This is a genomic window from Methylobacterium sp. 2A, from assembly GCF_009806555.1.
Taxonomy (GTDB): domain Bacteria; phylum Pseudomonadota; class Alphaproteobacteria; order Rhizobiales; family Beijerinckiaceae; genus Methylobacterium.
This window is the reverse complement of record NZ_VUOK01000040.1, coordinates 128,329-154,435: the sequence shown is the minus strand read 5'-3', so window position 1 is coordinate 154,435 and position 26,107 is coordinate 128,329. Positions and strand designations below refer to the sequence as shown.

The following is a 26,107-nucleotide window of genomic DNA, read 5'->3' as shown; positions in this document are numbered from 1 at the left end:
CGGCTTGGGGACGATTATGGATTGGATCGAGGCGATCGGCTACCTCGGCACGGCGCTGACCATCTCGGCCACCGCCATGAGCACGATGATCCCCCTGCGGATCATCTCGCTCTGCGCGAGCTGTGCGGTGATCACCTACGGGAGCCTGATCGGCAGCATGCCGGTGGTGCTCACCGAGCTGATCCAGATGCCGTTCAACGCCTACCGGCTCTGGCAGATGCTGCGCCTCGTCCGCGACGTCGAGACGGCCGCCGACAACGACCTCTCCCTCGAATGGCTGCGCCCGTTCGGCTCCCGGCGCCCGTTCGGCACCGGCGAGGTGGTGTTCCGCAAGGGCGACATCGCCGACGAGATGTACTACGTCGAGAGCGGCGTGTTCCGGATCCCCGAAGTCGGGATCGAGGTTCGCAAGGGTGGGATCGTGGGCGAACTGGGCCTGCTGTCCCCCGGCAACACCCGCACGGCCTCGCTGGTCTGCGTCGAGGCCGGACACGCCCTGTGCGTATCCTATTCCGATGTGAAGCAACTGTACTACCAGAACCCGGAATTCGGGTTCTACTTCCTCCGCCTAACCAGCGAGCGCCTGTTCCAGGGCGTGCAGGGCATGGCCAAGCCGCAGGTGATGGCGGGCGATGCCCTCTGACGATGAGGGCGACCTGTCCTTCACATGGTTGCGGCCGTTCGGGGCGGAGCGCGCGTTCGCCGCGGGCGAAACGGTGTTCCGCGCCGGCGATCCGGCTCACGAGATGTATTAGAGCTCCTCAAAAAACTCCCGGGCACCGGACATTTCCCTCTGGCCGCGCCAGCGCAGCGGGAGTTTTGTGAGAGGCTCTACATCGAGAGCGGCATCTTCCGGGTTCCGGAATCGGATCTCGAGGTGCAAGCCGGCGGCATCGTCGGCGAACTCGGCTTGCTTTCGCCCGGCAACGCCCGCACGGCTTCACTGATCTGTACGGAGCCCGGCAAGGCCCTGTGCGTAACCTATTCCGATCTCAAGGAACTCTACTATCAGAATCCCGATTTCGGCTTCTCTTTCCTGAAGCTGACGACCGACCGGCTGTTCCAGAGTGTCGAGGCCGCCAGGCGATTGGCGGCCACCGCCCTCACGCTCTGACGGCGCTCCGTCAGAGCATGCTGGGCAGGATCCGGTCCGGCGGCCGGTGGCCGTCCATGAAGGTCTTGATGTTGATGATGACCTTCTCGCCCATGTCGATGCGACTCTCGTAGGTTGCCGAGCCCATATGCGGCAGCAGGACGACCTTGCCCTGCCGGGCGAGCTTCACGAGGCGCGGGCTCACCGCGGGCTCCTGCTCGAACACGTCGAGGCCGGCGGCCGAGATCTCGCCGCCTTCGATCAGCCGCGCCAGGGCGTTCTCGTCGATCACCTCGCCGCGGGCCGTGTTGACCACGACGGCCTCGGGCTTGAGCAGCTTGAGGCGCCGCGCCGAGAGCAGGTGGTAGGTCGCGGGCGTGTGCGGGCAATTCACCGACACGATGTCGACGCGCGCCAGCATCTGATCGAGGGATTCCCAGTAGGTGGCGTCGAGCGCGCCCTCGATCGCGGCCGGAACCCGGCGGCGGTTGTGGTAGTGGACCTGCAGCCCGAAGGCCCGGGCGCGCTTGGCGAGCGCCTGACCGATGCGGCCCATGCCGACGATCCCGAGCCGCTTGCCGGTGATGCGCCGCCCCAGCATCCAGGTCGGCGACCAGCCGGTAGTCCACTCGTCGTCCGGGATGATCCGCGCGCCCTCGGCGACCCGGCGGGCCACCGCGAGGATCAGCGCCATGGTCATGTCGGCTGTATCCTCGGTCAGCACGCCGGGCGTGTTGGTGACCGTGATGCCGCGCTCCAGGGCCGCCGCCACGTCGATATGGTCGACGCCGTTGCCGAAATTGGCGATGAGCCGCAGGTTCGGTCCGGCCTGGGCGATCAGCCCGGCATCGATCTCGTCGGTGACGGTGGGGACCAGAACGTCGGCCTCGCGCAGGGCCGCCGCCATCGCCTCGGCCGCCAGGGGCGCGTCATCTGAACTCAGGCGGACGTCGAACAATTCGCGCATCCGCGTCTCGACGGCATCCGGCAGCCGTCGCGTCACGACCACCAGCGGCTTGCGCTTCGACACGTCTCTCTCCCCGTCAGCTCTGCGGCCGTGGTCCCGGCGCCGGGCGGGACCGCCCCGCGCAAGCGTCCGTTAACCGGATTCGGCCAGACAGGACCGGTCGCGCGGCGCCGGTTCCGGAGCCTGTCCTGACCCATCGGACTCTCTACCAGAGGTGGGCCGGAACACAATCGGACGCGGGCCCGCCCGCACACCGAAACGGCCTCGCTTTCGCCAAGCCCATCGTCGACCATCGGCCTATCCGGACAGGGAGATGACCATGCGCGTGTTACGCCTCAGCCTCGCCGTCGCGGTGCTGCTGGCGGGCGGACCCGCGATCGAAGCCGCGGCAGCGCCCGCAGCCCCGATCGAGACCGGGGTCGGGCCGGTGACCAAGATGCCGCTGCCGCGCTACGCCAGCCTCAAAACCGACCGCGTCAACCTGCGGGAGGGGCCCTCCAAGGATCACCGAACCCTGTGGGTGTTCCAACGGGCCGGGCTGCCGGTCGAGATCGTGGGTGAATTCGAGAATTGGCGCCGGATCCGCGATTCGGAGGGCACCGAGGGCTGGGTCCTGCACTCGCTGCTCTCGGGGCGGCGCACGGCGATCGTCAATGCCGGTCCCGATAAGGGGGTCGAGAAGGCGGCCGTCTCGCTGCGCGCGAAGGCCGATGACGGCGCCGACGACGAAGCCAAGCTCCAGACGGGTGTGATCGGAAGCGTGAAGAGCTGCACCGGAACGTGGTGCCGCCTGATCGTGGCGCTCCCCAACAAGCGGGATGTCGACGGCTACATCCGCCAGAACCGCCTCTGGGGCGTTTACCCGAATGAGGTCGTGGAGTAGCCGACCCGCCAACGAGAAAGGCCCAGCCGATGGCCGGGCCTCTTCCACGATCCTACGGTTCGAGCCGCCGCCTCAACTCTGGCGGCGCGCATTCGGCCGGGCGCGCCGCAGACGGACGATGACCTCGACGCCGGCGATCTCCATGCCCTCCGGGGCCTCGGGCAGCGAATCGACCGTGATGCCGCAATCCGGCATGTCGATCACCTGGCTCTCGTCTTCCAAGTAGAAATGGTGGTGCTCGCTCGGGTTCGTGTCGAAATAGGCTTTCGACCCGTCGAGCGCGAGCTGGCGCAGCAGGCCGGCCTCCGTGAACTGGTGCAAGGTGTTGTAGACCGTCGCCAGCGAGACCGGCACCTTGGCGCGCATGGCCTCGTCGTAGAGCATTTCCGCGGTCAGATGGCGGTCGCCGCGGCCGAACAGGAGCCAGCCGAGGGACAGGCGCTGCCGCGTCGGCCGCAGGCCGGCCCGGCGCAGACGATCGCGCAGGTCGGACAGGGGGCAACCGCGGCGCGGAGTCCCGTTGGCCTCCAGCTGGGGAGCGGGGACCCGCCCGTTGAAGACGGCCTGGAATGGCACCGGTTCGGACATCGCTGGACTGAACGCTCGACGAGGGGCCTGAGGAAGATTCCGCTCAGTATATGGAACTGGTCATGTGGTCGCAACCCGAGCCTTGTCGCACGGCAGGGACGCCGCGCGGAGGCCGCGGATCGGCTGGCGGCTTTGAAGGCGCACCGCCCCGTGCTAACCCGCGCGCCGAAAGAGGGCGAACGCCTTCGCTCGCAAGCTCGCCTGCACGTTCGACCGCGAGCCTGCCGAACCCGACCTCCGAGGAAACAGCCAACGCGATGCCGTCAGACGCCGACACCTCCGCGCCGAACGCGAGCCGCCGGTCGCATTACTCGTACGAGGATCTTCTGGCCTGCGGCCGGGGCGAGCTCTTCGGTGCCGGAAACGCGCAGTTGCCCCTGCCGCCGATGCTGATGTTCGACCGGATCACGTCGATCGCCACCGATGGCGGCGAGCATGGCAAGGGCCACGTGACCGCGGAACTCGACATCCGCCCCGACCTCTGGTTCTTCCCCTGTCACTTCCAGGGCGATCCGGTGATGCCGGGTTGTCTGGGGCTCGACGCCCTGTGGCAGATGCTCGGCTTCCATCTGGGCTGGCTGGGCTCACCCGGTCGCGGCCGGGCGCTCGGCGTGGGCGAGGTGAAGCTCGCGGGGCAGGTGCTGCCCTCGATGAAGCGGGTCGTCTACAATGTCGACGTCAAGCGCGTCCGGCAGGGCAAGCTCGTCCTCGGGATCGGCGACGGCTGGCTTGAGGCGGACGGCGAGCGCGTCTACCAAGTCCAGGACATGCGCGTGGGCCTGTTCCAGAGCTGAGCGCGCCGTTTCGGCGGTGCCGTCGGAAGCTCGGCCGCAACGTCGGACGGCTTCGGCGGTTGAGATTGTGTCCGCGTCATCTTAGCTGACCGGGACGCGGTGCGGACGAGCGACGCCGCGACGGAGGTATCGTCACCATCATGCGCCGTGTCGTCATCACCGGGATGGGCATCGTCTCGTCCATCGGCAACAACACGCAGGAGGTGCTGGCCTCCCTGCGCGACGCCCGCTCGGGCATCGCGCGCGACGCCAGCTACGCCGAGCACGGTTTCCGCAGCCAGGTCTCCGGCGCGCCGACCCTCGATCCGGAGGGCGTGGTGGACCGGCGCGCCATGCGCTTCCACGGCGGCGGCACCGCCTGGAACCACGTCGCCATGGACCAGGCCATCGCCGATGCGGGGCTGGAGGCCGGCGATATCTCGAACGAGCGCACCGGCATCATCATGGGATCGGGCGGACCCTCGACCCGGGTGATCGTCGAGGCCGCCGCTATCGCCCGCGACAAGGGTCCGAAGCGCATCGGTCCGTTCGCGGTGCCGAAGGCGATGTCGTCGACCGCCTCGGCGACGCTCGCCACGTGGTTCAAGATCCGCGGCGTGAATTACTCGATCTCCTCGGCCTGCGCGACGTCGAACCACTGCATCGGCAACGCTGCCGAGATCATCCAGGGCGGCCGGCAGGACATCATCTTCGCGGGCGGCTGCGAGGATCTCAACTGGACGCTTTCGGTGCTGTTCGACGCCATGGGCGCCATGTCGTCGAAGTTCAACGACACCCCGGCCCGGGCCTCCCGTGCCTACGACGCCAACCGCGACGGCTTCGTCATCGCGGGTGGCGCGGGCGTCCTCGTGCTGGAGGAGCTGGAACACGCCAAGGCGCGCGGCGCGCGGATCTACGGCGAGATCGCGGGCTACGGTGCGACCTCGGACGGGCACGACATGGTGGCGCCGTCGGGCGAGGGCGCGGTGCGTTGCATGCGGCAGGCGCTCGAGGGGCTCAAGGGCGCGCGGATCGACTACATCAATCCCCACGCGACCTCGACGCCGGTGGGCGACGACAAGGAGATCGAGGCGATTCGCGCGGTGTTCGGCCGGGGCGAGGCCTGTCCGCCGATCGCCGCCACGAAGTCGCTGACCGGTCATTCCCTGGGTGCCACCGGCGTGCAGGAGGCGATCTACAGTCTCCTGATGATGAATCACGGCTTCATCTGCGAGAGCGCGCATATCGACGAGCTCGACCCGGCCTTCGCCGACATGCCGATCCTTCGGGCGCGCCGGGACGATGCCAAGCTCGGCCATGTGCTCACGAACTCGTTCGGGTTCGGCGGCACCAACGCGACCCTGGTGTTGAAGCACGTCGACGCCTGACCCGGGCGCATCGGAACCCCTCACGCGCCGGCGACGTTTACCGCGTGTTGAGATTTGGGGGTGGCCATGGGGACATTCTTCCTCGGAACGCTGAGTGGTCTGATGATCGCCGGATGTGCGGCGATCTACGCGAAGCAGGCGCTGATCGAAGACGCCAGCGCGAAGACCGACGGCTACTTCTAAGCCTGTCCTCAGAACCGTGAGCGCCCCGCCGAAAGGTGGGGCTTTTTTGTCGGCTGCGTGGCGTCAGCGCGTTTGGATCACGGGACGAGGCACGTTAAGGCACCCTGCCGCGGTTCGGTCGAGCGCATCGCGGCCCCGCCCGACGGTCCGGGTGCGGCAGGCTCGTTCGGGAAAAGGTCGGCATGACGGGTTTGATGGCGGGCAGGCGCGGCCTGATCATGGGTGTCGCCAACGATCACTCGATCGCCTGGGGTATCGCCAAGGCCCTGCATGCGGAAGGGGCCCGGCTCGCCTTCACGTATCAGGGCGAGGCCCTGGGCCGGCGCGTGACGCCCCTTGCCGCGCGGCTGGATTCGGACATCGTCCTGCCCTGCGATGTCGAGGATCTGGCCTCGGTGGACGCCGCCTTCGAGGCGCTCGACGCGCGGTTCGACGGTGGGCTCGATTTCGTGGTCCACGCGATCGGCTTCTCCGACAAGGCGCAGCTCAAGGGCCGCTACGTCGACGTCACCACGCGCGAGAACTTCGTGCGCACGATGACGATCTCGTGCTTCTCCTTCACGGAGATCGCGCAGCGCGCCGCCAAGCGGATGAAGCCGGGCGGCTCCCTGCTGACGCTGACCTATGGCGGTGCAACGCGGGTCATGCCGAACTACAACGTGATGGGTGTGGCCAAGGCGGCCCTCGAAGCTTCGGTGCGCTACCTCGCCAGCGATCTCGGGCCGGACGGGATCCGCGTGAACGCCCTCTCGGCCGGTCCGATGCGCACGCTGGCCGGCGCCGGCATCGCCGACGCGCGGCTGATGTTCAACCACCAGCGCGCCCATGCCCCGCTGCGGCGCACCGTCAGCCTGGAGGATGTCGGCGGCTCGGCCCTCTACCTGCTGTCGCCGCTCTCGGGCGGCGTCACCGGCGAGGTCCACTTCGTGGATGCCGGCTACAACATCATCTCGATGCCGCGCCCGGACGTGCTCCAGGCGCAGGATGCGGCCGGGGTCGTGGGCGATTCCTGATCGCCGTCACTCCCCGGGGATGCGGCCCGGGGGCAGGGGCGCAGCCTGAGTCCCGCGCCCGCCGCGACCGGCCCGCCGCTGCCGCTCGGCCCGGATGTCGTCGGCCGTGGGTGGGGCCGACGCGTAATTCGACGCGAAGGGATTGGGCGGCGCGCCCCGGCCGGAACCGCCGAACAGCGTGTCCAGAAATCCCTCTTCGGCCCGCGCCGGCAACGCGACGAGGACCAGGGTCAGGGCGATCATGGTTCGGAGCTGCATCGTCGTCGTTACCTGGGTCGTCGTTGCCGTGCCGGAATCGGGCGATGTTAGGCACGCAATCCGGCAGATCGGAGGCCGACGCGAGAAGCCTGCCGGAACCGTGGCGCATCCGGCGGGTTCGCGCTCAACGATCATGGGCGCGTACAGGAGGCGTGATGTCCGAGGTTACCTATCGCATCGTCGAGCATGACGGCGGCTTCGCCTACAAGGTCGGCGACGTCTTTTCCGAGACCTTCCCGAGCCGGGAGGAGGCGCTGCAGGCGGCCCAGGCGGCGGCGGCCGAACAGCAGGTGCCGGGCTCGACGGAGGGAATCCGCTATCAGGATCAGGCCGGTGGCTGGCACGACGAGACCGCCCGGGGCAACGACCGGCCGCGCGCCAAGGTCGTCGAGTAACGCCACCGGGTCGGCCATGCGGTCTCGTGCAGATCGACAGGAGCGGTCGTGGCGCGCAAGCCTGCGGTGAAGCCCGGGGCGCCGCCGTCCAAGGCGGCGTCCCTGCCGAAGGGCGCGCGGCGCACGACGCCGTCGCCCGAGACCTTGGCGGCGCTGGGTGCCGACCGCCTGATCGGTCTCATCCTCGGCGAGACGGCGCGCAACCCCGGCTTCAAGAAGCTCGTGACGGCGGCCCTCGCCGCGCTCCAGGGTCCGGAGGCCGTGGCGGCGATCGTCGACCGGCGGCTGACCGCGCTGGAAGGCGCCCAGAGCTACATCGACTGGCAGAAGCGCCGGGCCTTCGCGGCCGATCTCACCGCCCTCGTCACGGTGATCCTCGACGAGTTGCGGCCCCTGGACCCCATCGCCGCGCTCGACCGCCTCCGCCGGTTCCTCGAAGGCGCCGATCTGGTGCTGAACCGGGTCGATGACAGCAACGGCGCGATCCAGGGCATCTTCGATCGGGCCTCTGCGGGTTTCATCGCGATGATCGGTGGGTTGCAGCCCGAGGCGGCCACGCGCGTCGCGCTCGATCTCGTGGGGCCGTTCACGGACGATCCGTTCGGTCCGCTCGGCGCTCTCCTGACCGAGATCGTGCCGGCGTTGCCGATGGACGCGCTCGCGGAGATCGACACCCGTTTGGGCGCGGCGGCCGGCTCGTCCGGGATCGGTCGGAAGCGGAGGTCCGCGGCGTTCCGCCTGGACAACAAGAACCAGATCCTGCGCCTGCGTCAGGCCATCGCCGATCGCCGGGGCGATCCGGACGCTTTCATCGCCCTTGAGAGCCAGATCGCGCCCGGGGCCGAGAACCGAACCGAGATCGCCCGGCGCCTGCTCGGCGCGGGCCGCGCACCGGAAGCTCTGGACTGGATCCGGCGCAAGCAGGATCCCGACAAACGCCGTATGGCGACCCGGGAAGACCTGATCGCCATCTTCGATCCGCGCGTGCCCGAGCGCGAGCGGCTGGTGGCGGAGATCGAGATCCTCGATGCCCTGGGACGCAGTGCGGAGGCGCAGGCCCTGCGCTGGGGGGGCTTCGAGGCGGAGCTCGATGCGCCGATGCTGCGCGGCTTCCTCGCCAAGCTGCCCGATTTCGAGGACGAGGAGGCGCTTGAACGCGCCCTCGACTACGCCGAAGACTTCCCGAAGCCGCATCGGGCGCTCGCCTTCCTGGTCGGGTGGCCGGATCTGCGCCGCGCCGCGCGGTTGGTGACGCGGCATCCGAGCGTCTGGGACGGCGGACAGGAATACGGAATCCTCGCGCCGGCCGCCGAAGCCCTGGCCCAGGACCATCCCCTGGCCGCCACGATCCTGTACCGCCAGCTGATCGACGGCATCCTCGATTACAATCGCAGCGTCGCGTATCCCAAGGCCGCACGCTACCTCGCTGAACTCGACGGCCTGGCGGCCCGGCTCGACGCGAGCGCGATCGAGCCGGATGCGCAGGGCTATCGCGCGAAGCTGCGGCGCAGCCATGGACGCAAATACGGGTTCTGGACCCTGGTCCGCGCCTGAGCGGCGGGATGGGCTGACGGATCAGTCCGTCACCTCGATGGCGTCGACCCGATCCGGATAGAACGCCACGTGACCGCGGATCGCCTCGACCGCAGGAAAGGGCGCCTCGTAGCTCCAGACCGCATCCGGACGGCGTGTCTCTGCCACCTGAAGGTCGAAATACCGCGCGTCGCCCTTGTAGGGACAGTGGCTGGTGCGCGCCGACGGCACGAAGAACGCCGCGTGCGTATCGCGGCGCGGCACGTAGAAGACCGGCGGGTAGCGGGCCTCCTCCAGCCGCAGGGCGTCGCGCGTCTCCGCGACGACGGTACCGGCTACGACGACGCGCACGCGGCGCGGCTCCGGCGTGACGGTGATGGGATGGTCGGGTCCGGGTATCTTCATGGCGATCCTGGCTCCTCCGGCTTCAGCTCGATCGTTCCGAGGGCGTCGGCGAGGCGCGACTTGGCGCTGCCGGGCCGCAGCGGCTTCTGTTGGCTGGCATGCGGGACCCAGCCGGAGAGCCACAGCACCTCGAAGGTCGCCCGCACGCGCCCGTCCGGATCCGCGAAGCGCTCGGCGTAGATCTCCGCGGCGCGCAGGAGGGTCGCCCGGCGCAGGGGCGTTCGCCGCCGCTCGGTGAGGGCGTTGGTCATGCCCATGGCGCGCAGGTCGCGCATCAGGCTGAAGGGATCGGCGTAGCGCACCGTCAGCGTGTCGGTGTCGGCCACCGGGAGTGCGAAGCCCGCACGCTGCAGCAGGCCGCCCGCCTCGCGGACGGCGGCGAAGGGAGCGACCCGGGGGCTGATGCCGCCCTCGATCTCGCTCTCGGCCTGCCCGAAGCTCTGGCGCAGCTCCGTGAGGGTGGCGCCGCCGAGCAGGCATCCGACGAACAGGCCGTCCGGCCGCAAGGCGCGGCGGAGCTGGATCAGGGTACCCGGCAGATCGTTCACGCCGTGCAGGGCGAGCAGCGAGACGGCGAGGTCGAGGCTCCCGGGCGCCAGCGGCAGCAGTTCCGGATCGCCGACGATCCGGTTGCCGGCACGCTCGGGCAGCGGCGCCAGCCGGAGATGCCGCGCCTCCGGATAGCGGCGTGCGAGGAGCGGGGCGACGATCGGGACCGGCGTGGCGAGGTCCAGCACGGTCGAGAAGCTGCGCAGCACGGCGCCGAGGCGATCGTCCAGATCCTCGGCAAGGCGCTCGAGGAGGAAGCCGGCATAGCCGCTCCGGACCGCACGGGCGAGCCGCCGCCGCGCAATGGCCGTGTCGAACAGGGTCGCTGAGGCATCCATCCTGCGCAGATGGCGTGCGAGCCAGCTTCCCGCCAGCACCCCGAACGCAAGATGCTGCGCAAGACGCACGGGTTCGTGAGGAGCTGCCGAACGGTGGAACGACTCGTCGGCCGCACTGTTCCTGCTGCAGCTGGCCGTATGGCCGAGATTGATCGGGAGAATCCACCATGAAGCGCACCCTCGTCGGAGTCGCCGTCGCCCTTGCCGCCCTCACCGCCGCAGGCGGCGCCGAGGCCAGGGGCTGCATCAAGGGCGCGATCGTCGGCGGCATCGCCGGCCACTACGCCGGTCATCACGGCCTGGTCGGCGCCGCTGCCGGCTGCGCCATCGGCCGCCACCGGGCGAATGCCCGCGCCCGCCAGATGGACCAGCAACAGATGGCGCCGCAGGCGCGGCCCGTCTCGGCCCAGTAAGCCCCGGCTGACCGAGGCGGCGGTCGAGATGACGGCGATCCAGGCGGTCGCCGCGGCCCTGCGCGGGATACCGCGCGGGGCCCTGTCGTTGATCTACCCCCCGACCTGCTCGGGCTGCGGCGCGGCGACGGCGGATCCCGGCGCCCTCTGTCCGGGCTGCTGGTCCGGCCTGCGCCTCATCGAGGAGCCGGTCTGCCAGCGCTACGGAACGCCCTTCGCGGTGGATCTCGGAGTGGGGCCGCTGCTCTCACCCCGGGCCATCGCCGATCCGCCGGTGTTCGGCCGCTGCCGGGCCGTAGCCCTCTACGACGGGGTGGCGCGCCGCCTGGTGCACCGTCTCAAGTACGAGGATCGCCTCGACCTCGCCAGGGTCATGGCCCGGATGATGGCGGCGAGCGGGCGGACCCTGATCGCCGAGGCCGAGTGCCTCGTGCCGGTTCCGCTCCATCGCGCCCGCCTCTGGCGCCGCCGCTTCAATCAAGCCGCCCTGCTGGGCCGGGCGATCGCCGCGGACGCAGCGCTTCCGTTCGCGCCGGCCGCGTTGGAACGGGTTCGGGCGACGCGCTCACAGGTCGGGCTGAGCCGGGCGGCCCGGGCCGAGAATCTGAGCGGCGCCTTCCGGGTGCCGGCCGCCGAGGCCCATCGGATCCGCGGACGCCGGGTTCTCCTGGTCGATGACGTCACGACCACCGGCGCCACCGGCAACGCCGCCGCGCGTGCGCTCCTGCGCGGCGGGGCGGCCTCCGTCGATCTGCTGACCTTCGCGCTGGTGGGGGATACGGTCGGCTGAGCGCCGCCGCTTCAGGCCGCGGTGCCGGACCGGCTCGGGAAGCCGACCGCGAGGCTGAAATCGAACGCCTCGGCGATGCCCTCGTACCAGAGCGAGAACGGCGTCGGCCGCTCGAGATGGAGGGCCGCGTCGATCTCGCTGCCCGCATACTGGAGCGCCGCCCCGTGCTTTGCCGCCAGCCGGAGCATCGGCCCGTTCCCGGACAGACAGCGCACGTGCAGGTCGACGACACCGCGGTGGCGTGCCGCCCGGGCGATCCGCGCGAACAGGTCGGCCCCGAGGCCGCGGCGACGAAATGCCCGCTCCACCGCGAAGGCCGCCTCGGCCCGCGGGCCCAGGACATAGCGCGACGGACACGGCCCCATCGGCCGGAGCTCGCCGAGCCCGCGCAGCACGCCATCCACGAAGGCGCCGTACATGATGCCGTCCGCCGTGACGGCCTGTGCGGCATAGGCCCGTACGCCGGCCTCGCTCACATTGCCCATGAAGCGGCTCGCCCGGGTTTCGGGATCGAGGCGGAGAAAGTAGTCGAGAACCGCGTCGCGGTCCGCCCGCCACAACCGTCGAACGGTACGGGTCGGTTCGTCACGCGCTAAAACGGCCATGTTGGGTCTCCGGTCTGAGCGCTCGCGCGCAGAAATTCCGGACGTCCCTCCCGAGAGCAGCGGCTGATGTCGCATTCCGAGGTTCGTTGTGCAATGCAGCAGAACCGTGAAACGACGCCGCGCGCGCCTGCCATGCGCCGACGTGACGGACGGCACCGTGTGATCTCCGGACGCGGGGCGTGGACTTGATTCAGGTTGGTCTTCCCCGGCACAGGGAAATGGCGCGGGCCGTCGTGTTTCCATGCGGGCGCGGGTGCCGGGGCGGCGCCACGGCGAGCGGCGAGGGACCAGCGGCGTGAACCAAAGATCCGGCCTGCACACCACGCCATCGCCGGAGGCGCGCGTCGGCGCCGTTTCGCCGGGGCCGGTCCACGAGCGTTACGAAACCCTCGTCACCACCGGTGCGATCGAGCGGGATCCGGCTCAGGCCCGCCTCGTCCGTGGCCTCGACCGGTTGATCCAGGATCTCCAGCGCCGCAAGCGCGCCAGCAAGACCAGTGCATTGGGCTGGCTGTTCCGGCGGAAGGACGAGGCCGAGACGCCCAAGGGACTCTACATCTGGGGCTCGGTCGGGCGCGGAAAGACCATGCTGATGGACCTGTTCCATGAGGCCGCGCCCGAGCCGAAGCGGCGGGTCCACTTCCACGGTTTCATGGCCGACGCCCATGAGCGCATCCACGCCTATCGGCAGGCCCTGAAGGCCGGCACCGTCAAGGGCGACGACCCGATCGGCCCGGTGGCCGACCAGCTCGCCGACGAGGCGACGCTCCTGTGCTTCGACGAGTTCACGGTCACCGACATCGCCGACGCGATGATCCTCGGCCGCCTGTTCGGACACCTGTTCCGGCGCGGCGTGACCGTGGTGGCGACCTCGAACGTCGAGCCGGACCGGCTCTACGAAGGCGGGCTCAACCGCGCCCTGTTCCTGCCCTTCATCCAGACGCTGAAGGAGCGGGTCGAGGTGCTGCGCCTCGATTCGCGCACCGACTTCCGGCTGGAGAAGCTCGGCGGGGCGGCGGTGTACCATGTGCCGGCCGGACCCGAGGCCCGCGCCGCCCTCGATGCCGCCTTCAAGGGGCTGACCGGCAGGGCGAAGGGCCAGCCGGCGACCATCACGGTCCACGGGCGGGATGTCGCCATCCCCGAGGCGGCGGGCGGCGTGGCGCGGTTCGGGTTCGACGATCTCTGCCGGCAGCCGCTCGGCGCCTCCGACTACATGGCGCTGGCCCGCGCCTTCCACACGATCATCCTCGACGGCATCCCGGTCATGGCCGAGGCCGAGCGCAACGAGGCCAAGCGCTTCATCACGCTGATCGACACGCTCTACGACCGGCACGTGAAGCTCGTGGCCTCGGCGGAGGCCGAGGCGCAGGACCTCTACACCGCCGAGACCGGACGGGAGGCCTTCGAGTTCGACCGGACCGTCTCCCGCCTGATCGAGATGCGCTCGCGGGAATACCTCGCCCTGCCGCACGGCAAACCCGATTCGGAAGCGTCCGGCGCGAGCACGGGACTGGTCGAGACATGAGCACGCGTCCGGGCGTCGGATCGATCTTCCGCCTGCGGCGGCGCAACTGGCGCGGCGCCGGGCCGCTCGGCCCGCTCCTCGGCTCACCCGCAGCCTTCATCCTCCTCGTCGTGGCCCTCGGGGCCGGCACGGCCAACTATCTGTCCGGGGAAGCCGACCGGGCGGCCACGGCCCGGACCAACGCCGTCATCGCCGATGTCGAGCGCCTGATCTCCGAGGTGAAGGACCTCGAGACCTCCGAGCGCGGCTTCGTGCTGGTCGGCAGCGAGGAATACCTGAGCCCCTACACGGCCGCTCTGCCCAAGATCGAGGCGGAACTCGCCGCCCTCGGCGCAGCCGCCCAGGAACCCGTCCGGGCCGGAGGGCCGTCCCTCGCGGGCCTGATCGCGCAGAAGCGGGACTTCGCGACCCGGGTGATCGCCGCGCGCCGCGAACAGGGGTTCGATGCGGCCACCAATCTCGTCCGGACCGGCGCGGGCAAGCGCCTGATGGACGCGGTCCGCCTGGAGGCCGCCGCCCGCCAGGAGGTCGCCGCCGCGAACTTGGCCGCGCTGCAGGTCCGGGCGCACCTGCGCGGCCTGCTCCTGTTCCTGCTTTCCGGTCTGTCGGCGCTGGGCGCCATCGTGCTGCTCGCGCGGCTCGCCCTCGTGCGGCGTCAGGAATCGCTGCGCATGTCGCGGCTCCTCGACGGCGTGCTGGCCAATGCGCCCGTGGGCCTCGGCTTCCTCGACCGCGATCTCCAGATCCGCCACATGAACCGGGCGCTTGCCACGATGAGCGAGCGCGGATTCGGGGCGGATATCGGCGCGCCGATCTGGGCGATGCTGCCGACGCTGCGTGAGGAACTGGCACCGAAGCTCGCCGCGGCCCTCAAGGAGGGGCTGGTCTCGCCCGACGTGCCCATAGCGGTCCCGACACCCTCGGCCCCGGGGGGGCTGCGCCAGTTCTCGATGAGTTTCTACCCGCTGCGCGGCACGGACGCTGCGGCGGGTACGGTGGGACAGGATGTGGAGGGCGTCGGCCTCGTCGTCGTGGACGAGACCATCCGCCATCTGGCGGAGGCCCGGCTGCGGCGGAGCGAGGAGCGCTTCCGCTCGCTGATCGAGGCCAGCGCGGCGATCATCTGGACGGCCAACCCGGAGGGCAGCCTCCAGCGCCGCCAGGTCGCCTGGAGCCGGTTCACCGGGCAGGACGAAGCGTCCTATGCCGGGCTCGGCTTCCTCGACGCCGTCCATCCCGAGGATCGCGCCCACACCCGCGCCGCCTGGACGCAGGCGGTGACCACACGCGAACCCTACGCCATCGAACACCGGATCCGCGACGCGTCGGGGCGCTACCGGCACATGAGCGTGCGCGCCGTCCCGATCCTCGAATCCGACGGGACCCTGCGCGAATGGGTCGGCACGCATACCGACATCACCGAGCGCAAGGAGGCGGAAGCCGCGATCGAGGCTGCGCGCGCCGCCGCCGAGGCGGCCAACACCGCCAAGAGCCAGTTCCTGGCCAATATGAGCCACGAGTTGCGCACGCCGCTCTCCGCGGTGATCGGCTATTCCGAGATGGTGCAGGAGGAACTGGAGGATCTCGGCGAGGCCGGGCTGACCGCCGACATGAAGAAGATCGAGGCCAATGCCCGGCACCTCCTCGGCCTGATCAACGACGTGCTCGACATCTCCAAGATCGAGGCCGACCGGGTCGAGATCTTCGCGGAGGATTTCGACGTGGCCGCGGTGATACGCGACGTCGCCGCGACCGTGGAGGGCCTGATCGCGAAGAAGGGCAACACCCTGGTCCTCGAACTCGCGGACGGTCTCGGCACGGCCCATACCGACGTGACCAAACTGCGCCAGTGCCTGATCAACCTGCTCAGCAACGCGGCGAAGTTCACCGAGAACGGCCGTATCACCCTGGCGGTCGCCCGCACCGGGGACGCGCTGCGCTTCGATGTCGCCGATACCGGCATCGGCATGACGGCCGAACAGGTCGGCAAGCTGTTCGAGCGCTTCACCCAGGCCGACGCCTCGACCACGCGCCGCTTCGGCGGCACCGGGCTCGGCCTCGCCATCACCCGCGCCTTCGCCGAGATGCTCGGCGGCGCGATCACCGTGGCGAGCCGGGAAGGGGAGGGCACCACCTTCACGCTGACCCTGCCGCCGCACCTTCCGGGCGCCGGGATGGCGGAGCCCGAAGAGGCCGGCGTGATCGTCGCCGACCGCAACACCATCCTGGTGATCGACGACGATGCCGCGACCCGCGACCTCCTCGCCCGCTTCCTGGAGCGCGAGGGGTTCTCGGTGACGGTCGCCGAGGACGGGCGGCGGGGGCTCGAACTGGCCCGGAGCCTGCGCCCGCGGGCGGTGCTCCTCGACGTGACCATGCCGCGGATGGACGGATGGGACGTGCTGCGGGCATTGCGGGCCGATCCCGAGATCGGGGCGACGCCGATCGTGATGGTGACGATCCTGGACGAGCAGAATTTCGCCTTCTCGCTCGGCGCCACGGACTACATCCAGAAACCGATCGACTGGGGCAACCTGCGCCAGATCGTCGACCGGTTCCGGCCTGCGGGCGGCGAAGGCCCGATCCTGGTGGTCGAGGACGAGGCGGATGTGCGCGCGCATATCTGCGCCTACCTTCAGCGCGAGGGTTTTCCCGTAAGCGCGGCCGAGAACGGCGTCCGCGCGCTCGACCAGCTCGCGGAGACACGGCCCGGGCTGATCCTGCTCGACCTGATGATGCCGGAAATGGACGGCTTCACCTTCCTGCGCGCCTTACGGGCGCAACCGAGCTGGCGCGACGTGCCGGTGGTGGTGCTGACCGCCAAGGACATCACCGCCGAAGACCGGCGGCGGCTCGCCGGGCAGGCGGACCGGGTGCTCGCCAAGGGGAAGACGGGGCTCGGTGAACTCGTCCGCGAGCTGCGCGCGCTGATGCCGTCGCAGGCCGACGCGGCCTGACCGGCTCAGAAACCCCGGAACGCCAGCGCCAGCGCGCCGATGGCGATGCCCCAGAGGGCGAGCGTCGACCAGATCGCCCGCAGGCGCTCGTTCCGGGCGAACCGTTCGAGCCGCCGCGCATCGCCGGTGCCGGCCTCGTCGAGGCGGATCAGCACGCGCTTCAGACGCATCGCGAGGTCGGGGACATCGCCGACGAAGTCGGTGACGACCCGCAAAGCCTCCAGGCCGCTCTGCGCCCGGCCGACCGGTCCCATGTTGCGGGCGATCCAGGCCCGCACCACCGGCTCGGCGGTGGTCCACATGTCGAGCCGCGGATCGAGGGAGCGGGCGACGCCCTCCACCACCACCATGGTTTTCTGGAGCATCACCAGTTCGGTCCGGGTGCTCATGTCGAACAGGGCCGTGACGTCGAAGAGGAGCGTCAGCACCTTCGCCATCGAGATCTCGTCGGCCCGGCGCTGGTGGATCGGCTCGCCGATCGCCCGGATCGCCTGCGCGAAATCCTCGACGGAATGGTGGGCCGGCACGTAGCCGGCCTCGAAATGCACCTTCGCCACACGGCGGTAGTCGCGCAGGATGAAGCCGAGCAGGATTTCGGCGAGGAACCGGCGCTCGTTCGGGCCGAGCCGCCCCATGATGCCGAAATCGACCGCCACCAGACGGCCCTCGGCATCGACCAGCAGGTTCCCCTGGTGCATGTCGGCGTGGAAGAACCCGTCGCGGATCGCCTGCCGCAGGAAGCTCTGGATCACCGTCCGGCCGATCGCCTGCGGATCGTGGCCCTTCGCGGCGAGTTCGGCGGCGCTGTGCAGGCGCGTCCCCTCGATCCATTCCGCCGAGAGCACCTCGCGGGCGGTCAGCTCCCATTCGGGCCTGGGCACGCGGAAATCGGGGTCGTCCTTGGTGTTCTCCGCGATTTCCGAGGCCGCGGCCGCCTCCAGGCGGAAATCCATCTCCATGAGGACGGAGCGGGCCAGGATCTCCACGACCTCGCGGGGCCGAAGTCGCTCCGCCTGCGGCGACAGGGCGTGCACCACCCGCGCCATGAAGCGCATGACCTCAAGGTCGCGCATGAAGCGTTCGCGCACCCCGGGCCGCATCACCTTGACGGCGAGCATGCGCTGCGTGCCGTCGGCATCCTGCACCACCGCCTTGTGGACCTGGGCGATCGAGGCGGCCGCGATCGGCTCGCTGAAGGACACGAACAGCTGGTTGACCGGCTTGCCGAGGGCGCCCTCCACGACGCGCAGGGCCGTCTCCTGCGGGAAGGGCGGGACCCGGTCCTGCAGCTTTTCCAGATCGAAGGCGGCCCGCATCCCGACGATGTCGGGCCGGGTCGCCAGGAACTGGCCGAACTTCACGTAGGACGGGCCGAGGCGTGTCATCGCCGCCGACAGCCGGGCGGCGCCGTCATCGAGGCCGGGCCGCTCCAGGGACCGGCCGATCCTCAGGGCGAGGCGCAGGTGCGGGGGCAGTTCCGAGGGATCCGCGAAAGCGAGCGCCCCCTCGCGGGCCAGCACGAAGCCGACCCGGGCGCCGCGGAAGAGATTGATGACGGCGCTGATCATGGGCGCAGTCCCCCTCCGCCCTCTGCGGGGGAGGGTGGACCTCGCTTCAGCGAGGGTCGGAAGAGGGGGACCCCGCTCCCGAAAGTGGCGCGACCTTCATGGAGGCCAATGCCTCCCTCCGCGTCGTCGCTCCCCGCTCCCCCCGTGCTGCGCAGGGTACCCTCCCCCGCAGAGGGGGGAGGAACTTCGCGGATCTGGGCCAAGATCAGGAGACCTTCCAGCCCGAATGGATCGCCACGATCCCGCCCGAGAGCGGCCGGTCGGTGACGTGGCGGAAGCCGGCGCGCTCGATCATGCCGGCGAAGGCGCCCCGCGTCGGGAACTTGCGGATCGATTCGACGAGGTAGCGGTAGGAATCGGCGTCCCCCGCCACCCGCGCGCCGATCCGGGGGATCACGTTGAACGAGTAGGCGTCGTAGATCCGGTCGAGGAGCGGGATGTCGACGGCCGAGAATTCGAGGCAGAGGAAGCGGCCGCCCGGCTTCAGCACGCGCCGCGCCTCGGCCAAAGCCACCTCGATCCGCGGCACGTTCCGGATGCCGAAGGCGATCGTGTAGGCGTCGAAGGCGGCATCCGGCAGCGGCAGGCTCTCGGCATTGCCGGTCACGAAGGCGATCCGGTCGCCAGCCTCGTCCAGTTTGCGCTCCCGCGCCCGCTCGGCGCCGACGCGCAGCATCGACTCGTTGATGTCGAGCACCGTCACACGCGTGCGTGGGCCGCCGGCCGCCAGGACCCGGAACGCCACGTCGCCGGTGCCGCCGGCCACGTCGAGATGCGCGAAGGCCCGAGTCTGCGGCGGCCGCAGCATCGAGACGAGCTGCGCCTTCCAGGCCCGGTGCAGGCCCGCCGACATCAGGTCGTTCATGATGTCGTAGCGCCGGGCCACCGAGTGGAAGACGCTATCGACGCGCCCTTGCTTCTCGTCGAGCGCCACGCGCTCGAATCCGAAATCCGCGCTCGCGCGCTCGGACGCCCCGTCTTCGACCTTCATGACGCTCCCGCTTCTCGATGGCCGCGTCTTAGCGAAGCGCGCGGCACTCCGCCATGCGTCGAAACACGCGCGTGCCGGTGATCCCCCGGCCCCTGTCTCAGGACGATCAGGCCGCGCGGGCCTTCAGGGCATCGGCCACGGCCGACGCCATGGCGCGGGTGCCCATCGGGTTCGTGCCCGCGCCGGCGATGTCGGCCGTGCGCGCGCCGGCCGCGAGCGCGTCCGTGATGGCGCCGTCGAGGGCGTCCGCCGCATCACCCAGGCCGAAGGAGTAGCGCAGGCACATGGTCAGGGAGCCGATCATGGCGATCGGGTTGGCCTTGTCCTGGCCGGCGATGTCCGGCGCCGAGCCGTGGCACGGCTCGTAGAGCGCCCGGCGCAGGCCGCTGTCGTCGACCGCGCCCAACGAGGCCGAGGGCAGCATGCCGAGCGACCCGGTGAGCATCGCGGCGAGGTCGGAGAGCACGTCGCCGAACAGGTTGTCGGTCACCAGCACGTCGAACTGCTTGGGCCGGCGCACGAGCTGCATGGCGCAATTGTCGGCCAGGATGTGCTCGAGCTGGATGTCGGCATAATGCTCGGCGTGGAGCTGGGTGACGACCTCCTTCCAGAGGACGCCGGACTTCATCACGTTGTGCTTCTCGGCGGAGGCGACCCGGCCCGAGCGCTTGGCCGCGAGGTCGAAGGCGACCCGGGCGATCCGCTCGATCTCGCCGGTCGTGTAGACCTGGGTGTCGACCGCGCGCTTCGAGCCGTCCGGGAGCGTGGTGATCTCCTTCGGCTCGCCGAAATAGACACCGCCGGTCAGTTCCCGGACGATCATGATGTCCAGGCCCTCGACCAGTTCGCGCTTCAGCGCCGAGGCCTCGGCCAGCGCCGGGTAGCAGATCGCCGGGCGCAGGTTGGCGAAGAGGTCGAGGTCCTTCCGGAGGCGCAGCAGGCCGGCCTCGGGGCGATTCTCGTAGGGAACGCCCGCCCATTTCGGGCCGCCGACCGCGCCCAGCAGGATCGCGTCCGCCGCCTTGGCGCGCTCCAGGGTCGCGTCGGCGAGGGGAACGCCATGCGCGTCGAGGGCGCAGCCGCCGACGAGGTCGGTCTCGGTCTCGAAGGTCGCGAGGCCGGTCTCCTTGAGGGCGTCCAGCACCACCTGCATGCCCCCAGCGACCTCCGGGCCGATCCCGTCGCCGGGCAGGAGCAGGAGCTTGTAGGTCGCCATGACGGTCTCGCGGGTTCTCTCGACGTGCCGGCGGGCTTTATCGAGGGCAACCGGCCATTGGCAAGGCGCCCTTGTGTCTGGCGCCCTTGTGTTTCCAGCGCTCCGGCGCTACCTCTGCCGCCCATCGCGCGGATGCCGCTCCATGCCGTCCGCGCCCGACCCGGGAGAGACGAGCCTTGGCCAGAGCCGGCTCAGCGACCGAGACCGACAAGGCCGCCGCGACGGCGCCGCGGTCGCGTGCGCGCCGTGCCGGGCTTCGCCTTCCGCTTCTGCTTACCCGCCCCTGAGGGCCGTCCGGGCGCGCGCCTGGGCCTTCAGGGGATTTTTTCATTCGCGAACCCGCCCGCCTGGGCATCACGCCGCGCCGCGCCATACGCCGGGCGGCCCGCGACAGGGTAAGACCATGACCACGACCAGCACCAACGCCCGCGACCGCATCCTGATCTTCGACACCACCTTGCGCGACGGCGAGCAATGCCCCGGCGCCACCATGACGTTCGACGAGAAGCTGGCGGTGGCCGAACTCCTCGACACGATGGGGGTCGACATCATCGAGGCCGGCTTCCCGATCGCCTCGATCGGCGATTTCGAGGCGGTGTCGGAGATCGCCAAGCGCACCAAGCGCGCCACCATCGCGGGCCTCGCCCGCGCGATCCCCGCCGACATCGCCCGGGCCGGCGAGGCGGTGCGGCACGCCCAGCGCGCGCGGATCCACACCTTCGTGTCGACCTCGCCGATCCACCTCGCCCACCAGATGCGCAAGAGCCAGGACGAGGTGGTCGAGATCATCCTGAAGACCGTGGCCCAGGCCCGCGACCTCGTGGAGGACGTGGAATGGTCGGCCATGGACGCGACCCGCACGCCGATCGACTACCTGTGCCGCTGCGTCGAGGCGGCCATCAAGGCCGGCGCCACGACGATCAACCTGCCCGACACGGTGGGCTACGCCACGCCCGCCGAGTACCGGGACATGTTCGCGAGCGTCCGCGAACGGGTGCCGAACGCCGACAAGGCGGTGTTCTCGGTCCATTGCCACGACGATCTGGGGCTGGCGATCGCCAATTCGCTCGCCGGCATCGAGGGCGGCGCCCGGCAGGTCGAGTGCACGATCAACGGCATCGGCGAGCGGGCCGGCAATGCCGCGCTCGAAGAGATCGTGATGGCGTTGCGCACCCGCGCCGACGTGCTGCCCTACGAGACCGGCGTCGAATCGACCATGCTGACCCGCGCCTCGAAGCTCGTGAGCCATGCCACGAACTTCCCGGTGCAGTTCAACAAGGCGATCGTCGGCCGCAACGCCTTCGCGCACGAGAGCGGCATCCACCAGGACGGCATGCTCAAGAACGCCGAGACCTACGAGATCATGACCCCGGCCTCGGTCGGCCTGACCAAGACCTCCCTGGTGATGGGCAAGCATTCCGGCCGGGCGGCGTTCCGCTCCAAGCTGGAGGATCTCGGCCTGCACCTGTCGGACAACCAGTTCCAGGACGCGTTCGAGCGGTTCAAGGCCCTGGCCGACCGCAAGAAGCACGTCTACGACGAGGATATCGCGGCGCTGGTGGACGAGAACCTCGCCACGGCCCACGATCGGATCCGGCTGGTCTCCCTGTCGGTGATCGCCGGTACCCGGGGTCCGCAGCGCGCGACCCTGCGCATCGCCGACGAGACCGGCACCCGGATCGAGGAGGCGGACGGCAACGGGCCGGTCGACGCGGTGTTCAACGCGATCTCGGCGCTGGTTCCGCATCAGGCGCAGCTGGAGCTGTATCAGGTTCACGCCGTGACCGGCGGCACGGACGCGCAGGCCGAGGTCTCGGTGCGACTGCGGGACGGCGAGCGCAGCGTCACCGCCCGCGGTGCCGACCCCGACACGCTGGTCGCGTCCGCGAAGGCGTATCTCTCGGCGCTGAACAAGCTCGCGGCCCATGCGGTGCGCGTGCATGCGCAGCATGCCGCTGCGGAATGAGAAAAATGCCGGCCGGGGGTGGACAGCTCCCGGCCACGTTGGTATCAGCCCGCCACCCCAGCGGACTTGGTGGCCGCCGGGGCGGATCGCAGATGCGATCGGGCGCATAGCTCAGTTGGTAGAGCAGCTGACTCTTAATCAGCGGGTCCTAGGTTCGAACCCTAGTGCGCCCACCATCCCTTCACTATCAAGAAGCGGTTCGAGGATCCGGCCGAAGGCGGCCGGCTCGCGGCTCAGACGCGCTCAAGGGTGATGCCGCCGGCGTAGACCGCGGCCAGGCGTTTCGCCGCCTCGGCTGCCGGGCGGGGCGGGACCCCAAATCGTGAGGAGCCCGCCATCGTCGCGCTTCGGATCTCAATCCTCCTCTGCTGCTCGACGGCCCTCGGGGCCTGTGTCGCGACGTCCGCTACCGCGCCGCCGGACGCGGGTTTCGCACCGGTCGCGGTCTCGAACGGCGCCCTGCCGCGCAACGCCGAGCCCGGCCAGCTCCTGACACCCGGTCTCGGAGCGCGCGCGGGCGGCGTCGATCCCACGGCTCAGCTCGACGCATCCGCCCGTGAGCGGGCCGCCTGGGCGCCGATCGGTGCGGATCCGATCGGCCGGTCGGCCATCGCGAAGACCCGCAACCCGGGCCGGACGGACTCCGAGGACAGGCCCGGCCTGAGCGGCATGGCCAGCACGCCGCCCGTCGGCGACGGGAAACGGCGGGGCGCCGCGTCACCGGGCTCGGGGCGGGATGCCGCATTGGATCGCCTCGAACGCGAGGGGCAGCGGACGGCCAAGCCAATCTGCGCGGCTTGCTGAGCCGGATGCCGCCCTCCCGACGAACCGCGCAGGTGGTGATCGGGGGCGACGATAACCAAGCAGTCCCCACCTTCGACTGTCTTCCATGGGTCGTGTGCCGGAGCACGTCGACCCTGAAAGCTTGAGCTTACATCGGAGACACGCCGCGAACACCATTGCGGATCCGATGGAGACAGACGATGCCCCTCACCACCCGCCTCACCGTCGCCGCCGCGACCACCGCCGCGACCTTCGCCGTCCTGGCCGGCACCTACGCCGAGATGCTCGCCCGGGCCCTGCCGATGCATTTCGTCTGATCACGGCCGATGCGCTTCGTATGACACGCAACCTTTGAGGCGCCGCCGTTCGACGGCGGCGCGCTCCAACCCGGGGGCAGGCGTGAACGGCATCCTCTCCAAGGCCGTCGATCGGACGCTCGACCTCATCGACGCGCTCGATGACCTGATCGCGCAAGCAGCCCAGGGTTTCGCAGCCGCTACCCCGATGATCATCGACCTGAAGGGCGACGTGCCGTCCGAGTCGAATCGAGCCGGGACCTAGCCTGCGACGCGCCGCCCGGGTTTCCCGGCGGCCGCCGATTCACCCGCTACCGCTTCTGGGGGCTCGGCGCGGATTGATCCGTCTGCGGCTCCAGCTTCTGCGTATCCGGTTTCGTCGGCGTATTGTTCTGCGCCTGCTTGTCGTCACAGGCGGCGAGGCCGAGAACCAGAAGCCCAAGGCACACGATTCGGCTGAATGGCGGCATGACCCCTCCGTGAGGCGTGTTCGCGAGATCGAATTTTCGGCGACCGGCCCCCGTTCCCGTAACGGGCACCGCGGCCGCCCGGCAGGACGGGATGTTCGCCGGAGTTCAGAGGGCCGCGGCGACGGTCAGGGCGGCCTCCGAGCGGCCCCCGTCGCGGTTCTCCGCCCCGCCCGACACCCAGGGGGCGGGGCATCGTGTCGGCGCCGGAGCGGTCGACGTCAGCGGCCCGAGGGACCCGGCTTCGAGCCCGATCCGGCATCGTTGGGACCCGTGCTGTTGGTGGTCCCTGAGCGGCTCATCGATCCGGTCGACGGCCCGCTGCCCTTGGCACCCGGGCTCGATCCCGAACCGGCATCGTTCGGACCGGTGCTGTTGGCCGTGCCCGAGCGGGACGTGCCGCCGCTCTCGGCAGCCAGGGCGGGCGCAGCGATCGCGACGAGGCCGGCGAGGGCGAGAATCATCGGTTTCATGGCGTGTGTCTCCCTATCGGGCCGGCAGCCAGGCACGGAGTGCCGCCGGTCGTCCGGGGAACCCGACGTCAGCGCGGCTGTTCCCGGCCCCCAGCCGGGTGACGCCGTCACGACGCTCGGTCGGAACGGCCCGCTTCTTCCGCCGCCGGCTCGGATGCCGGCGCTTCTTCGTCGGGCATGCGGTAGCCGCGCTCCCAGGTGCGATGCGCGTCGGAACCCGGCGGATACGGATTGGCGGTGACCGGATCGCCGCGGTCGCGCGCGTGCCGTCCCTCGTCGCTGATCGCGGTGGGGGAACGGGCTGAGATCGTCACGCGGCGCCCCTCCTGTTCGGCTCGATCAACGGACGATCGCGTTCGGTGCGGCCTGAGACTGCGAATTCGCGCCGGTGACCCGCCAGATCGTTCCGCCGGCATCGTCGGCGATGAGGAGGGCGCCGTGGCTGTCGACCGCGAGGCCGACCGGACGTCCGCGGGCCTCGCTGTTATCGGTCACGAAGCCCGTCACGACATCCTGGGCCTTGCCAGCCGGCTTGCCGTTCTCGAACGGGATGTAGACCACCTTGTAGCCGTTCAGCGGGCTCCGGTCCCAGCTTCCGTGCTCGCCGACGAACGCGCCGCCCTGATAGGTCTGCGGCAGGGCGGTCCCGGTGTAGAAGGTCATCCCGAGCGGGGCGACGTGCGAGCTCAGCGAGTAGTCGGGCATGATCGCCGAGGCGACCAGCTCGGGCCGCTGCGGCATCACCCGCGGATCGACGTGCTGGCCCCAGTAGCTGTACGGCCAGCCATAGAAGCCGCCATCCTTCACCGAGGTCATGTAATCCGGCACCAGATCGGGGCCGAGCTCATCGCGCTCGTTCACGACGCACCAGAGCGTCTTGGTCTGCGGCTCGAAGGTCAGGCCGTTCGGGTTGCGCAGGCCGGTGGCGTAGAGCCGGTGGGCGCCGGTCGCCCGGTCGATCTCCCAGATCGCCGCCCGGTCCTTCTCCTCGTCGATGCCGTTCTCGGTGATGTTGCTGTTCGATCCGACGCCGGCATAGAGCTTGGTGCCGTCCGGGCTGGCGGTCAGGCTCTTGGTCCAGTGGTGATTGATGTGACCCGCCGGGAGTTCCGTGAGCTTGACGCCGGGTTCGGTGATCCGGGTCTCGCCGGCCTTGTAGGGATAGCGCATCACCGCGTCGGTGTCGGCGATGTAGAGGTCGCCTCCGACCAGCGCCATGCCGAAGGGCGAGTTCTGCTTGTCGAGGAGGATCGAGCGCTGCTCCGGCACGCCGTCGCCGTCGGCGTCGCGCAGCAGGGTGATGCGCTGGCCCGGGGTCTCGGGGGAATGCGACTTCCGCTCCAGCCAGCCCATGATGATCTCCTTGGGCCGGTTGACCGGCGGCGTCGGGCCGCCGCTCTCCGCCACGAGGATATCGCCGTTCGGCAGCACGAGGATCGAGCGCGGGTTCTTCAGGCCCGTGGCCAGCGCCTTGATCTGGAGACCCGCGGCGACCTGCGGCGTCTCGCCCTCCTTCCAGCCGACCACATGGGAGACGTGCATCGGCGGGAGGAGATACTGGTGCGGCTCGGGCAGCGGCGGGTTCGGCCCGACCTGCGTCTGCGGGTCGATCGGATCCGGCCCGCAGGCACAGAGCGGGAGCAGGATCGCGGCAGCGATGATCCGTCGGCCGTTGGTCATGCCCTGTC

General features: G+C 70.1%; 26 protein-coding genes, 1 tRNA gene and 1 pseudogene. 15 read left to right on the top strand and 13 right to left on the bottom strand.

From position 1 onward, the window contains the following. Nucleotides 1–16 precede the first annotated feature (16 nt). Together FVE89_RS19210 and FVE89_RS31250 are read left to right on the top strand one after the other, a co-directional pair. On the top strand, nt 17–643 hold the full coding sequence (locus tag FVE89_RS19210) for a cyclic nucleotide-binding domain-containing protein (RefSeq protein ID WP_160535733.1): 627 nt from the start codon (nt 17–19) through the stop codon (nt 641–643). A gap of 7 nt (nt 644–650) precedes the next feature. Further along, nucleotides 651–1,114: pseudogene (locus FVE89_RS31250) on the top strand (cyclic nucleotide-binding domain-containing protein); the annotation flags it as partial. Nucleotides 1,115–1,124: 10 nt separating this feature from the next. On the opposite strand, the gene FVE89_RS19200 reads toward FVE89_RS31250, so the two are convergent. Then, the gene (locus FVE89_RS19200; protein WP_160535731.1) at nt 1,125–2,123 is read right to left on the bottom strand and encodes a D-glycerate dehydrogenase; all 999 of its coding nucleotides are present in this window, start codon (nt 2,121–2,123) and stop codon (nt 1,125–1,127) included. A 256-nt stretch (nt 2,124–2,379) separates the two neighbouring features. Here FVE89_RS19200 and FVE89_RS19195 point away from each other — a divergent pair, with 256 nt between their 5' ends. Next, nucleotides 2,380–2,943 carry an SH3 domain-containing protein gene (locus FVE89_RS19195; protein ID WP_160535729.1) on the top strand — a complete coding sequence of 188 codons (564 nt, stop codon included), beginning with the start codon at nt 2,380–2,382 and terminating at the stop codon, nt 2,941–2,943. Nucleotides 2,944–3,015: 72 nt separating this feature from the next. On the opposite strand, the gene irr is transcribed toward FVE89_RS19195, so the two are convergent. Then, nucleotides 3,016–3,531, bottom strand: coding sequence for a Fur family transcriptional regulator Irr (irr, locus tag FVE89_RS19190; RefSeq protein WP_160535727.1), 516 nt, complete (start codon nt 3,529–3,531; stop codon nt 3,016–3,018). Between the two features lie 257 nt (nt 3,532–3,788). Here irr and fabA point away from each other — a divergent pair, with 257 nt between their 5' ends. The 3 genes from fabA (at nt 3,789) to fabI (ending at nt 6,888) form a co-directional block, all read left to right on the top strand. After that, entirely contained in the window at nt 3,789–4,325 is a 537-nt protein-coding gene (gene fabA / locus FVE89_RS19185) for a bifunctional 3-hydroxydecanoyl-ACP dehydratase/trans-2-decenoyl-ACP isomerase (protein WP_160535725.1), read from the top strand. A gap of 140 nt (nt 4,326–4,465) precedes the next feature. Then, the gene (fabB, locus tag FVE89_RS19180) at nt 4,466–5,692 is read left to right on the top strand and encodes a beta-ketoacyl-ACP synthase I (protein ID WP_160535723.1); all 1,227 of its coding nucleotides are present in this window, start codon (nt 4,466–4,468) and stop codon (nt 5,690–5,692) included. A 365-nt stretch (nt 5,693–6,057) separates the two neighbouring features. Next, a complete protein-coding gene (fabI, locus tag FVE89_RS19175; RefSeq protein WP_160535721.1) occupies nt 6,058–6,888 on the top strand; it encodes an enoyl-ACP reductase FabI in 831 nt (276 codons plus the stop codon). A 6-nt stretch (nt 6,889–6,894) separates the two neighbouring features. Here fabI and FVE89_RS19170 read toward each other — a convergent pair whose 3' ends face one another. After that, complete coding sequence (locus FVE89_RS19170) at nt 6,895–7,146, bottom strand: hypothetical protein (RefSeq protein ID WP_160535719.1); 252 nt, start codon at nt 7,144–7,146, stop codon at nt 6,895–6,897. 155 nt (nt 7,147–7,301) lie between these two features. On the opposite strand from FVE89_RS19170, the gene FVE89_RS19165 reads away from it, so the two are divergent. After that, nucleotides 7,302–7,541, top strand: a complete 240-nt coding sequence (locus FVE89_RS19165) for a hypothetical protein (protein WP_160535717.1) — start codon at nt 7,302–7,304, stop codon at nt 7,539–7,541. A 48-nt stretch (nt 7,542–7,589) separates the two neighbouring features. Continuing rightward, entirely contained in the window at nt 7,590–9,095 is a 1,506-nt protein-coding gene (locus FVE89_RS19160) for a DUF6880 family protein (RefSeq protein WP_160535715.1), read from the top strand. A gap of 21 nt (nt 9,096–9,116) precedes the next feature. Here the strand turns inward: FVE89_RS19160 and FVE89_RS19155 are convergent, their stop codons facing one another. Both FVE89_RS19155 and FVE89_RS19150 read right to left on the bottom strand, forming a co-directional pair. Next, nucleotides 9,117–9,479 carry a DUF427 domain-containing protein gene (locus tag FVE89_RS19155; protein WP_160535713.1) on the bottom strand — a complete coding sequence of 121 codons (363 nt, stop codon included), beginning with the start codon at nt 9,477–9,479 and terminating at the stop codon, nt 9,117–9,119. Beyond that, a complete protein-coding gene (locus tag FVE89_RS19150) occupies nt 9,476–10,366 on the bottom strand; it encodes a methyltransferase domain-containing protein (protein ID WP_160535711.1) in 891 nt (296 codons plus the stop codon). The genes FVE89_RS19155 and FVE89_RS19150 overlap by 4 nt, the downstream gene beginning before the upstream one ends. A 167-nt stretch (nt 10,367–10,533) precedes the next feature. Between FVE89_RS19150 and FVE89_RS19145 the strand changes: the two genes are divergently transcribed. Together FVE89_RS19145 and FVE89_RS19140 are read left to right on the top strand one after the other, a co-directional pair. Next, a complete protein-coding gene (locus FVE89_RS19145) occupies nt 10,534–10,779 on the top strand; it encodes a hypothetical protein (RefSeq protein WP_160535709.1) in 246 nt (81 codons plus the stop codon). 28 nt (nt 10,780–10,807) lie between these two features. Continuing rightward, nucleotides 10,808–11,569 (top strand): ComF family protein, encoded by a 762-nt coding sequence (locus FVE89_RS19140; RefSeq protein WP_160535707.1) that lies wholly within the window; start codon nt 10,808–10,810, stop codon nt 11,567–11,569. Between the two features lie 11 nt (nt 11,570–11,580). Here FVE89_RS19140 and FVE89_RS19135 read toward each other — a convergent pair whose 3' ends face one another. After that, entirely contained in the window at nt 11,581–12,174 is a 594-nt protein-coding gene (locus tag FVE89_RS19135) for a GNAT family N-acetyltransferase (protein ID WP_160535705.1), read from the bottom strand. 295 nt (nt 12,175–12,469) lie between these two features. Here FVE89_RS19135 and zapE point away from each other — a divergent pair, with 295 nt between their 5' ends. Together zapE and FVE89_RS19125 are read left to right on the top strand one after the other, a co-directional pair. Continuing rightward, nucleotides 12,470–13,702 carry a cell division protein ZapE gene (gene zapE / locus FVE89_RS19130; RefSeq protein ID WP_160535703.1) on the top strand — a complete coding sequence of 411 codons (1,233 nt, stop codon included), beginning with the start codon at nt 12,470–12,472 and terminating at the stop codon, nt 13,700–13,702. Beyond that, a complete protein-coding gene (locus tag FVE89_RS19125) occupies nt 13,699–16,659 on the top strand; it encodes a response regulator (RefSeq protein ID WP_160535701.1) in 2,961 nt (986 codons plus the stop codon). Before zapE ends, FVE89_RS19125 begins: the two co-directional genes overlap by 4 nt. Before the next feature lie 5 nt (nt 16,660–16,664). On the opposite strand, the gene ubiB is transcribed toward FVE89_RS19125, so the two are convergent. From ubiB to leuB, 3 genes are all read right to left on the bottom strand, one after another. Further along, nucleotides 16,665–18,227, bottom strand: a complete 1,563-nt coding sequence (gene ubiB / locus FVE89_RS19120) for a 2-polyprenylphenol 6-hydroxylase (protein WP_160535699.1) — start codon at nt 18,225–18,227, stop codon at nt 16,665–16,667. A 205-nt stretch (nt 18,228–18,432) separates the two neighbouring features. Continuing rightward, nucleotides 18,433–19,218, bottom strand: a complete 786-nt coding sequence (gene ubiE, locus FVE89_RS19115) for a bifunctional demethylmenaquinone methyltransferase/2-methoxy-6-polyprenyl-1,4-benzoquinol methylase UbiE (RefSeq protein WP_160535697.1) — start codon at nt 19,216–19,218, stop codon at nt 18,433–18,435. 106 nt (nt 19,219–19,324) lie between these two features. Continuing rightward, complete coding sequence (leuB, locus tag FVE89_RS19110; RefSeq protein ID WP_160535695.1) at nt 19,325–20,434, bottom strand: 3-isopropylmalate dehydrogenase; 1,110 nt, start codon at nt 20,432–20,434, stop codon at nt 19,325–19,327. 403 nt (nt 20,435–20,837) lie between these two features. Here leuB and FVE89_RS19105 point away from each other — a divergent pair, with 403 nt between their 5' ends. The 3 genes from FVE89_RS19105 (at nt 20,838) to FVE89_RS30600 (ending at nt 23,744) form a co-directional block, all read left to right on the top strand. Continuing rightward, nucleotides 20,838–22,400, top strand: a complete 1,563-nt coding sequence (locus tag FVE89_RS19105) for a 2-isopropylmalate synthase (RefSeq protein ID WP_160535693.1) — start codon at nt 20,838–20,840, stop codon at nt 22,398–22,400. Nucleotides 22,401–22,500: 100 nt separating this feature from the next. Beyond that, nucleotides 22,501–22,576, top strand: a tRNA-Lys gene (locus FVE89_RS19100). A gap of 1,006 nt (nt 22,577–23,582) precedes the next feature. Beyond that, the gene (locus FVE89_RS30600) at nt 23,583–23,744 is read left to right on the top strand and encodes a hypothetical protein (protein WP_202130915.1); all 162 of its coding nucleotides are present in this window, start codon (nt 23,583–23,585) and stop codon (nt 23,742–23,744) included. Nucleotides 23,745–23,790: 46 nt separating this feature from the next. Here FVE89_RS30600 and FVE89_RS30595 read toward each other — a convergent pair whose 3' ends face one another. The 4 genes from FVE89_RS30595 to FVE89_RS19080 all read right to left on the bottom strand — a co-directional run bounded on the left by FVE89_RS30595 (nt 23,791) and on the right by FVE89_RS19080 (nt 26,099). Beyond that, complete coding sequence (locus FVE89_RS30595) at nt 23,791–23,949, bottom strand: hypothetical protein (protein ID WP_202130914.1); 159 nt, start codon at nt 23,947–23,949, stop codon at nt 23,791–23,793. A gap of 218 nt (nt 23,950–24,167) precedes the next feature. Beyond that, nucleotides 24,168–24,419: a hypothetical protein gene (locus FVE89_RS19090; protein WP_160535691.1), complete on the bottom strand. Its 252-nt coding sequence runs from the start codon at nt 24,417–24,419 to the stop codon at nt 24,168–24,170. A 107-nt stretch (nt 24,420–24,526) separates the two neighbouring features. Then, entirely contained in the window at nt 24,527–24,733 is a 207-nt protein-coding gene (locus FVE89_RS19085; RefSeq protein WP_160535689.1) for an Rmf/CrpP family protein, read from the bottom strand. A gap of 25 nt (nt 24,734–24,758) precedes the next feature. After that, nucleotides 24,759–26,099: a sorbosone dehydrogenase family protein gene (locus tag FVE89_RS19080; RefSeq protein ID WP_160535964.1), complete on the bottom strand. Its 1,341-nt coding sequence runs from the start codon at nt 26,097–26,099 to the stop codon at nt 24,759–24,761. Nucleotides 26,100–26,107 lie beyond the last annotated feature (8 nt).